The sequence below is a fragment of the Stutzerimonas stutzeri KOS6 genome (assembly GCF_000307775.2).
In the GTDB taxonomy this organism is placed as follows: Bacteria; Pseudomonadota; Gammaproteobacteria; order Pseudomonadales; family Pseudomonadaceae; genus Stutzerimonas; species Stutzerimonas stutzeri_B.
Genome location: NZ_KK020677.1, coordinates 445,280 through 454,104, shown reverse-complemented (window position 1 = coordinate 454,104; position 8,825 = coordinate 445,280). Strand labels below are relative to the sequence as shown.

General features: G+C 63.2%; 10 protein-coding genes and 1 pseudogene. 8 read left to right on the top strand and 3 right to left on the bottom strand.

The window, feature by feature from the left end:
* The 6 genes and pseudogenes from B597_RS42550 to B597_RS42525 all read left to right on the top strand — a co-directional run.
* Positions 1–557: pseudogene (locus B597_RS42550) on the top strand (electron transport complex subunit RsxC); the annotation flags it as partial.
* A 126-nt stretch (positions 558–683) separates the two neighbouring features.
* On the top strand, positions 684–1,712 hold the full coding sequence (locus tag B597_RS42545) for an RnfABCDGE type electron transport complex subunit D (RefSeq protein ID WP_003293610.1): 1,029 nt from the start codon (positions 684–686) through the stop codon (positions 1,710–1,712).
* A gap of 1 nt (position 1,713) precedes the next feature.
* Entirely contained in the window at positions 1,714–2,490 is a 777-nt protein-coding gene (rsxG, locus tag B597_RS42540) for an electron transport complex subunit RsxG (protein WP_031323728.1), read from the top strand.
* On the top strand, positions 2,487–3,200 hold the full coding sequence (locus B597_RS42535; protein WP_003293612.1) for an electron transport complex subunit E: 714 nt from the start codon (positions 2,487–2,489) through the stop codon (positions 3,198–3,200). The genes rsxG and B597_RS42535 overlap by 4 nt, the downstream gene beginning before the upstream one ends.
* 10 nt (positions 3,201–3,210) lie before the next feature.
* On the top strand, positions 3,211–3,849 hold the full coding sequence (nth, locus tag B597_RS42530) for an endonuclease III (protein WP_003293613.1): 639 nt from the start codon (positions 3,211–3,213) through the stop codon (positions 3,847–3,849).
* 109 nt (positions 3,850–3,958) lie between these two features.
* Entirely contained in the window at positions 3,959–4,138 is a 180-nt protein-coding gene (locus B597_RS42525) for a PA3496 family putative envelope integrity protein (RefSeq protein ID WP_003282969.1), read from the top strand.
* Positions 4,139–4,175: 37 nt separating this feature from the next.
* Here B597_RS42525 and gloA read toward each other — a convergent pair whose 3' ends face one another.
* The 3 genes from gloA to B597_RS42510 form a co-directional block, all read right to left on the bottom strand.
* On the bottom strand, positions 4,176–4,568 hold the full coding sequence (gloA, locus tag B597_RS42520) for a lactoylglutathione lyase (protein WP_003293614.1): 393 nt from the start codon (positions 4,566–4,568) through the stop codon (positions 4,176–4,178).
* Between the two features lie 96 nt (positions 4,569–4,664).
* Positions 4,665–5,882, bottom strand: coding sequence for an argininosuccinate synthase (locus B597_RS42515; protein ID WP_003293615.1), 1,218 nt, complete (start codon positions 5,880–5,882; stop codon positions 4,665–4,667).
* 87 nt (positions 5,883–5,969) lie between these two features.
* Complete coding sequence (locus B597_RS42510) at positions 5,970–6,863, bottom strand: OmpA family protein (protein ID WP_024162432.1); 894 nt, start codon at positions 6,861–6,863, stop codon at positions 5,970–5,972.
* 163 nt (positions 6,864–7,026) lie between these two features.
* Between B597_RS42510 and pyrC the strand changes: the two genes are divergently transcribed.
* Both pyrC and rnt read left to right on the top strand, forming a co-directional pair.
* The gene (pyrC, locus tag B597_RS42505) at positions 7,027–8,070 is read left to right on the top strand and encodes a dihydroorotase (protein ID WP_003293617.1); all 1,044 of its coding nucleotides are present in this window, start codon (positions 7,027–7,029) and stop codon (positions 8,068–8,070) included.
* Positions 8,067–8,741 carry a ribonuclease T gene (gene rnt / locus B597_RS42500; protein ID WP_003293618.1) on the top strand — a complete coding sequence of 225 codons (675 nt, stop codon included), beginning with the start codon at positions 8,067–8,069 and terminating at the stop codon, positions 8,739–8,741. Before pyrC ends, rnt begins: the two co-directional genes overlap by 4 nt.
* Positions 8,742–8,825 lie beyond the last annotated feature (84 nt).

Genomic DNA, 8,825 nt, shown 5'->3' with positions numbered 1-8,825 from the left:
ACGACGAGGCGCTGAAGAAGGCCAAGATCGAAGCCGCCATGCTAAAAGCGCAGATCCGCAAGCTGGAAAAGCTCGAGGCTCCGGACAACGGCCAGCAGGCCGAACTCGCCCGCCTGCGCCAGCAGTTGCACGAAGCGGAGACCAGCCTGGTCGCACCCCAGAGCACAGCAGCGACAGCGCCCGCCAAGCCGGCAGGCGATGAGGCTTTGAAGAAGGCCAAGATCGAACTGGCAATGAAGCGCGCCGAGCTGAAAAAAGCCGAGAAAGCTGGCGCTGAAGAGCCCGAGCTCAGCCGTCTGCGCGATGCGCTAAATGCGGCGGAGCAGGCCCTGCACGCCGCTGAGGATGCATCACACAAGCCTGCGCCCGATCTGGTACGAATCAACAAGGCTGGCGTCGACGAACAGCAACGCGCATTGAAAACCGAAGTGGCCTTTGCACGTGCCGACTTGCGCAAGCTCGAGCGTGACGGGAACGCCACGGCGACTGCACTGGATGCCGCCCGTGCGCGACTGAGCGAAGCGCAGGGCAAGCTCGCGGAATACCGGACACCATGAGCGCGCCACTCGACACGATGGCCGTGAACCGCTTCCGCCGTCAGGCGACACATCAACGAGTTCCGTTCAGGGGCGAAGCCTGCGCAAGCCTGCTGCCCTCGACGAAGCGCTAGAACCGGAGAGCCAATGGCCCTGCCTCGCATCACCTCGCCCCATGCCAAGGGCGCCAACCGCACCCAGCGCGTCATGCTGCTGGTACTCGCGGCCACCCTGCCAGGGGTGATCGTACTGAGCTGGCTGTATGGCGCGGGCACGCTGATCAACCTGGCCTGGGCGTGCGCCGCCGCCCTCGCCTTCGAAGCCGTGATCTTGAAGTTGCGCCAGCGCCCGGTCGGCTTCTTTCTGCGTGACGGCAGCGCCCTGGTCACCGCGGTGCTGCTTGCGCTGGCACTGCCACCCTATTCGCCCTGGTGGCTGACGCTGATTGCCACCGGCTGCGCCATTGTCTTCGGCAAACAGTTGTATGGCGGGCTCGGGCAGAACCCGTTCAACCCGGCAATGATCGGCTACGTGGTGGTGCTGATTTCCTTCCCGGTGGAGATGACCACCTGGCCAGTGCCCCACAGCGTCGGGATAAGCGCCGGTCTGCAGCATATCCTCGGCATCGCCTCGCTCCCGGACGGCTGGGCCCAGGCCACGGCTCTCGACGTGTTGAAGGTGAACAACAGCCTGACCGTCGACGAACTCTGGGGCAATCCCGCCTTCGGCCACTTCGGCGGCATCGGTTCGGAAGTGGTGAACCTGGCCTTCCTGGCCGGCGGCCTGTTCCTGCTGCACAAACGCCTGTTCAGCTGGCATGCACCGGTCGGCATGCTTGGCGCCCTGGCACTGATGAGCCTGGTGTTCTGGAGCGGCTCGGGCTCCGATAGCAACGGCTCTCCGCTGTTCCATCTGCTCAGTGGCGCCACCATGCTCGGCGCCTTCTTCATCATCACCGATCCAGTCAGCAGCGCCACCTCCCCGCGTGGCCGCCTGATATTCGGTGCCGGCGTCGGCATTCTCGTTTACGTCATCCGTGCCTGGGGCGGTTACCCGGACGGCGTGGCCTTTGGTGTACTGCTGATGAACCTGGCCGCACCGACTATCGACTACTACACCCGCCCGCGCACCTACGGCCACCGCAAGGCCGAGCGCGGCTTCAAGTTGGGCGAATGACATGATGCTTCCGGAAATAAGCCGTTCGATGCTGAAGAACGCCTCGGTACTGGGCCTGTTCGCAATCGTCACCGTTGGCGCGGTGACCCTGCTGCAGCAGGGAACCGCCGAACGCGTCCAGGCCGCCGAACGTGCCGCCCAGGTACGCGCACTGGGTGAGATTCTGCCGGCCGGCAGCTACGACAATCAGTTGCTGGACCACAGCGTGCTGGTTCAGGATCGCCTGCTCGGCAACAAAAGCCCGCTGCCTGCCTATATCGCGATCAAGGATGGACGTCCCAATGCGGTGATCCTCCAAGCCATCGCCCCGGATGGCTACAGCGGCGCCATCCACCTGCTGGTGGGCATTCATGCCGATGGTCGTGTTGCAGGCGTACGGGTCATCGGCCACCGTGAAACCCCAGGCCTGGGCGACAAGATCGAATTGGCCAAGAGCCCATGGATCCGCAGCTTCGAAGGAAAATCACTGGACGCGCCCCAGAGCGCCGGCTGGGCGGTAAAGAAGGATCGCGGCGAATTCGACCAGTTCGCCGGTGCCACCATCACCCCCCGCGCCGTTGTCGGCGCCGTGCATCGCACCCTGCAGTACTTCGACGCGCACAAGAGCGAACTGCTGGCCGCGGGCGACGACCAGGACGCTGCCTCGGGCGGCGATGACTTGCAGCAACGAGTGGAGCCTGCAGAGGTCACCGTTCACTCTCGTGCCGGCAGCGCCGCCACTCGCGACGAGCTGAATACCACCGAGCCTGAAGCCGAACCGCAAGGGGATCAGCCATGAGCGCACCCAGCTACCGCGAACTGACCGTCAACGGCCTGTGGAAGAACAACCCGGCACTGGTGCAGTTGCTCGGCCTCTGCCCGCTGCTCGGTGTCAGCAACTCGGCCGTCAATGCGCTCGGTCTCGGCCTGGCGACGATGCTTGTACTGACCTGCTCCAACATCGCCGTGTCGCTGGTGCGCGGCGTGGTCAATACTGCCGTGCGCCTGCCGGCATTCGTGATGATCATCGCCGCACTGACCACCTGCATCGAGCTGCTGATGCAGGCATTCACCTACGAGCTGTACCAGATCCTCGGCATCTTCATTCCGTTGATCACCACCAATTGCGTCATCCTCGGACGGGCCGACGGCTTCGCCGCCAAGCACAATCCGCTGATTGCCGGGTTCGACGGCCTGCTCATGGGCATCGGCTTCTGCCTGGTGCTGGTGGTGCTCGGCGGCCTGCGCGAACTGTTCGGTACCGGTGCGCTGTTCGCCAACATGCACCTGCTGTTCGGCCCCATCGCCAACGACTGGCAGATCACCCTGTTCGACGATTACAAAGGCTTCCTGCTGGCTATCCTGCCGCCCGGCGCGTTCATCGTGCTCGGCCTGCTGATCGCCCTGAAGAATCGTATCGACGAGCATCTCGCGGAGCGCGCCCGCGCCGAGCAACCCGCCGTGCCGGCCGCCAGCCGCCGGGTGCGGGTGACAGGCGTGATCGAGTGAGCAGCCAGCCATGAACGCCGAAAAACGCCGGGAGATCTTCCGTCGCCTGCACGAAGACAATCCAGAGCCGAAGACCGAACTGGCCTACAGCACGCCATTCGAGCTGCTGATCGCGGTGATCCTCTCGGCCCAGGCTACCGACGTCGGGGTGAACAAGGCCACCGCCAGGCTGTTTCCCGTCGCCAACACGCCAGAGGCCATCTACGCGCTCGGCTACGACGGGCTGTGCGAGTACATCCGCAGCATCGGTCTGTATCCGAGCAAAGCGAAGAACGTCATCGAAACCTGCCGAATCCTGATCGAGAAGCATGGCAGCCAGGTACCGGACAATCGCGAGGACCTCGAAGCCCTGCCCGGCGTCGGCCGCAAGACCGCCAATGTCGTGCTGAACACTGCGTTTCGCCAGTTCACGATGGCGGTGGACACGCACATTTTCCGCGTCAGCAACCGCACCAACATCGCTCCTGGCAAGAATGTCCTGGAGGTCGAGCGCAAGCTGATTCGCTTCGTGCCCAAGGAGTATCTGCTGGACGCACACCACTGGCTGATCCTGCATGGGCGTTATGTCTGCAAGGCGCGCAAACCGCTATGTGGCAGCTGTCGGATCGAGGATCTGTGCGAATACAAGCACAAGACCTCGGACGATTGAGCGCGCTAGGGAAAAGCTTGCATCACGATTGAAAAAAACTTTTTTACCGGCTCCGAATTTGCCGCTATAAGGTGCGCCAAGAGCGCCCCCGTAGCCCTGGAGTGAACAAGTGGCCGAGAAAGAAGACATTCAGATCGAAGACGATTTCATCGCCGAAGATGACGACGAAAGCAGCGAAGCCCCTGTCGAAGTTGCCAAGACCAATCTGACCAAGCGCCGTATCATCGACAATCTGCTCGAGGAGCGCCGTCTGCAGAAACAGTTGAACGACTTCGACTTCGATCTGTAAAAAAAAGCCCCGCGAGGGGCTTTTTCGTATTCGCCAGTCAGTCGCCCCGCTGCGGCGACAGCAGTTCGATCTTGTAGCCATCCGGGTCCTCGACGAAGGCGAGGATGCTGGAGCCATGCTTCATCGGCCCCGGCTCGCGGGTGATCTTGCCGCCGCGGGCACGGATATCGTCGCAGGCCTTGTAGACGTCTTCCACTTCCAGGGCGATATGGCCATAGCCATCGCCCAGTTCGTACTTCTCGACACCCCAGTTGTGGGTCAATTCGATCACGCTGTTGTGCGCCTCGTCGCCGTAGCCGACGAAGGCGAGGGTGAATTTGCCCTCCGGATAGTCCTTGCGGCGCAGCAGGGTCATGCCCAGCACTTCGGTGTAGAAGGCGATGGACTTATCCATGTCGCCAACGCGCAGCATCGTATGCAGCAGTCTCATGATTTCCGGTCTCCTCGTTCGGCAGCGCTTGTGGCCGTGCAGAAAGTACAACCCCGGCACGTGGCCGGGGTCGGTTGGCTCAGGCGCACCAGCTTATCAGAACTGGGTGCGGCCCTTGCCGGCAGCGATGCGCATGCGTAGCGCATTGAGCTTGATGAAGCCGCCGGCGTCCGCCTGGTTGTAGGCACCGCCGTCTTCCTCGAAGGTCGCGATGTTGGCATCGAACAGCGAATCGTCCGACTTGCGGCCGACCACGATGACGTTGCCCTTGTACAGCTTCAGGCGTACTACGCCATTCACGCTGGCCTGGGAGGCATCGATCATCTGCTGCAGCATGCTGCGCTCGGGACTCCACCAGTAGCCGTTGTAGATCAGGCTGGCGTACTTGGGCATCAACTCGTCTTTCAGATGGGCCACTTCGCGGTCGAGGGTGATCGACTCGATGGCGCGGTGGGCCTTGAGCATGATGGTGCCGCCGGGCGTCTCGTAGCAGCCGCGGGACTTCATGCCCACATAGCGATTCTCGACGATATCCAGGCGACCGATGCCGTTTTCCCCGCCAATGCGGTTCAGTTCGGCCAGCACCTGGGCCGGGCTCATGTCCTTGCCGTCAATGGCGACGATGTCACCCTTGCGGTAGGTCAGCTCGATATAGGTCGGAACGTCCGGGGCGGACTCCGGCGACTTGGTCCAGCGCCACATGTCCTCTTCGTGCTCGGTCCAGGTGTCCTCCAGCACGCCGCCCTCGTAGGAGATGTGCAGCAGGTTGGCATCCATGGAGTACGGGGACTTCTTCTTGCCGTGGCGCTCGATCGGGATAGCGTGCTTCTCGGCGTAGTCCATCAGCTTCTCGCGCGACAGCAGGTCCCATTCGCGCCAGGGAGCGATGACCTTGACGCCCGGCTTGAGCGCATAGGCGCCCAACTCGAAGCGAACCTGATCGTTGCCCTTGCCGGTGGCGCCGTGAGAGATGGCGTCGGCGCCGGTCTCGTTGGCGATCTCGATCAGGCGCTTGGCGATCAGCGGGCGGGCGATGGAAGTACCCAGTAGATACTCGCCTTCGTAGACGGTATTGGCACGGAACATCGGGAAGACGAAATCGCGAACGAACTCTTCGCGCAGGTCATCGATGAAGATTTCCTTCACGCCCAGCGCTTGAGCCTTGGCGCGGGCCGGCTCGACTTCCTCGCCCTGGCCGAGGTCGGCGGTGAAGGTCACCACTTCGCAGTTGTAGGTGTCTTGCAGCCACTTGAGAATCACCGAGGTGTCCAGGCCACCGGAATAGGCCAGAACTACCTTCTTAACGTCCGCCATGCCATCAGCTCCACGGGTTGTACGGAAAGCCGGTGATTCTACCGCCCGTAGCCATGCTTTTACAGGGGCGTGCAGTTGCGTCCGTATTCAGGACGACGGAGCGGCTGTCGCGGCCGATGCCGCAGCAGGCGTCGGTTCGCGCTCCAGGCGTACCGTAACCCGGCGGTTCCTGGCGCGATTGGCCTCGCTGCTGTTGGCTACCAGTGGATAGCGCTCGCCGTGGAAGCGCAACGTGATCTGCTCCTCCGGCACCCCGTTGGCGACCAGGTACTCCTGTACCGCCAGCGCCCGGCGTCGCGACAGATCGCGATTGACCAGACGGTTGCCGCTGTTATCCGAGTGACCATCGAGCTGGATGCGGTTCACACTGGGATCGGCGCGCAGGTACTGCAGGATGATGTCGAGCCTGGAGCGGCCTGACTGATCCAGCACCACGTCACTGCTTGGGAAGCCGACCTGGGACTGGCGCACCTGATCGAAGTTCACCGGCAGCAGCTTGGCCGTACAGGCACGGTAATCTTCGTAGGCCTTGCCGAAGCGCGCTGGCAGCAAGCGTATCTCCAGCGTATCGCCACCGTGCAGCGTGCGGTGACGCACTACCGGACTGCGTCCTTCGAGCAAACCGGCGAGCAGGCGTCCGGCCTGCAGCTGGGTGCTGTTGAACGGGATCTCGCCGCCCGCGACGGTGACAATGCCCAGATTGATATCGCTGCGAGATGGCTGCCAGGGCGCGGCAGCGGCAAGCAGGGTCGCCGATCCGGAACCCAGCCAACGCTCCGGCGAATGCAGGCGAAAGACCGCCTGCTCTCCGGCACGGCGCACGAACTCGCCACTGCCAAAACCGGTGATAGGCTGTTTCAGCCGGCACTCGAACTGATCGCCTTCCACCTGCCATTGCACCCGCTCCAGCCGTGTCTGGAATGTCAGGGCGTTGGCCGGTGAAACAAGCAGGCACAACAGGACGAGGGGGCGCAGGCGCACGATGGGCTCCGGGTGGATGCGTATTCTTCCTTGGTATCGGTGCCCGGCCGGCAAACTTGAGCGCTGCGACGCCGGGAATCATCCCTGCCAGTCGAAGGCAAGATGCCGCGCCCGGGCTTTTCCGGTAGCATTCGCGCACGTTTCACCCGCCTGGAAACCCCGCATGTCCGACCGCCTCACACTGCTGCGCCCCGACGACTGGCACATACATCTGCGCGATGGCGCTGCCCTGCCTCACACCGTAGGGGACGCTGCTCGCCAATTCGCCCGCGCCATCATCATGCCGAACCTGGTGCCACCGGTACGCAACGCCGACGAGGCTGATGCCTACCGTCAACGGATCCTGGCGGCCCGGCCGGCGGGCAGTCGTTTCGAACCATTGATGGTGCTTTATCTCACCGACAGCACCAGCCCTGACGACATCCGTCGAGCCAAGGCGAGCGGCTTCGTGCATGCCGCCAAGCTCTATCCGGCCGGCGCCACCACCAACTCCGCCTCCGGCGTGACCGCCATCGATAACATCTTCGGCGTGCTGGAAACGATGGCCGAAGTCGGCCTGCCCTTGCTGGTCCACGGCGAGGTCACCCGCGGCGAGATCGATATCTTCGACCGCGAGAAATACTTCATCGACGAACACTTGAGCCGTGTCACCGCGCGCTTCCCGACGCTGAAAGTGGTGTTCGAGCACATCACCACCCGTGACGCCGCGCAGTTCGTCCAGGCAGCAGGCGCCAACGTGGGCGCCACCATCACCGCGCACCACCTGCTGTACAACCGCAACCACATGCTCGTTGGCGGCATCCGGCCGCACCTGTTCTGCCTGCCGGTGCTCAAGCGCAATATCCATCAGGAAGCCCTGCTGGATGCGGCCACCAGTGGCAGCCCGAAGTTCTTCCTCGGCACCGATTCGGCACCCCATGCCCAGCATGCCAAGGAAGCGGCCTGCGGCTGTGCCGGCTGCTACACCGCCCATGCGGCCATCGAGCTGTACGCCGAGGCGTTCGAGCAGCGCCAGGCACTGGACAAGCTGGAACCCTTTGCCAGCCACTTCGGTCCGGATTTCTATGGCCTGCCGCGAAATACCGCGCAGATTACGCTGGTACGCGAAGAATGGGACGTGCCGGCAAACCTGCCATTCGGTGAGCAGGTCGTCGTGCCGCTGCGGGCGGGCGAGCGGCTGCAGTGGCGTCTGGAGGCAAGCGCATGAGTGAGGAACACTTCGAAGACGAACTCGAGGAGCACCTGCCCGGCAAGTCTCGCTCGCCCATGGCACGGCGCTTCCGTGGCTTCCTGCCGGTAGTGATCGACGTGGAATGCGGTGGTTTCAACAGCGCCACGGATGCCCTGCTCGAGATTGCCGCCGTGACCATCGGCATGGACGAACAGGGTCTGCTCTACCCTCAGGACACGCTGTTCTATCGCGTCGAGCCCTTCGTCGGCGCCAATATCGAACCCGCCGCACTGGAGTTCACCGGGATCAAGCTCGACCACCCGCTGCGCATGGCCGTTCCCGAGCTTCAGGCGCTCACGGACATTTTCCGCAGCGTGCGCAAGGCCGTGAAATCAGCAGGCTGCAAGCGTGCCATCCTGGTCGGCCACAACAGCAGCTTCGATCTGGGCTTCCTCAATGCCGCCATCGCGCGCTGCGAGATCAAACGCAACCCCTTCCATCCATTCTCAAGCTTCGATACCGCCACCCTCGCCGGCCTCGCCTATGGGCAAACCGTGCTGGCCAAGGCCTGCCAGGCTGCCGGCATCGACTTCGATGGTCGCGAGGCCCACTCGGCCCGCTATGACACCGAAAAGACCGCCGAGCTGTTTTGCGGCATCGTTAATCGCTGGAAGGAAATGGGCGGCTGGGAAGAGTTCGACGATTAACGGCTGAACGCCTGGACCAGGCGGCACCACCCGACAAACAGTTTGTAGGGCGGACCTCAGCCCACCCGCATTGAAGACACAGCC

Bases quoted from the DNA above. Each gene is read 5' to 3' on its own strand.
- B597_RS42545 (WP_003293610.1), top strand. From the start codon at position 684: ATGGCCCTGCCTCGCATCACCTCGCCCCATGCCAAGGGCGCCAACCGC.
- rsxG (WP_031323728.1), top strand. From the start codon at position 1,714: ATGATGCTTCCGGAAATAAGCCGTTCGATGCTGAAGAACGCCTCGGTA.
- B597_RS42535 (WP_003293612.1), top strand. From the start codon at position 2,487: ATGAGCGCACCCAGCTACCGCGAACTGACCGTCAACGGCCTGTGGAAG.
- nth (WP_003293613.1), top strand. From the start codon at position 3,211: ATGAACGCCGAAAAACGCCGGGAGATCTTCCGTCGCCTGCACGAAGAC.
- gloA (WP_003293614.1), bottom strand. From the start codon at position 4,568: ATGAGACTGCTGCATACGATGCTGCGCGTTGGCGACATGGATAAGTCC.
- B597_RS42515 (WP_003293615.1), bottom strand. From the start codon at position 5,882: ATGGCGGACGTTAAGAAGGTAGTTCTGGCCTATTCCGGTGGCCTGGAC.
- pyrC (WP_003293617.1), top strand. From the start codon at position 7,027: ATGTCCGACCGCCTCACACTGCTGCGCCCCGACGACTGGCACATACAT.
- rnt (WP_003293618.1), top strand. From the start codon at position 8,067: ATGAGTGAGGAACACTTCGAAGACGAACTCGAGGAGCACCTGCCCGGC.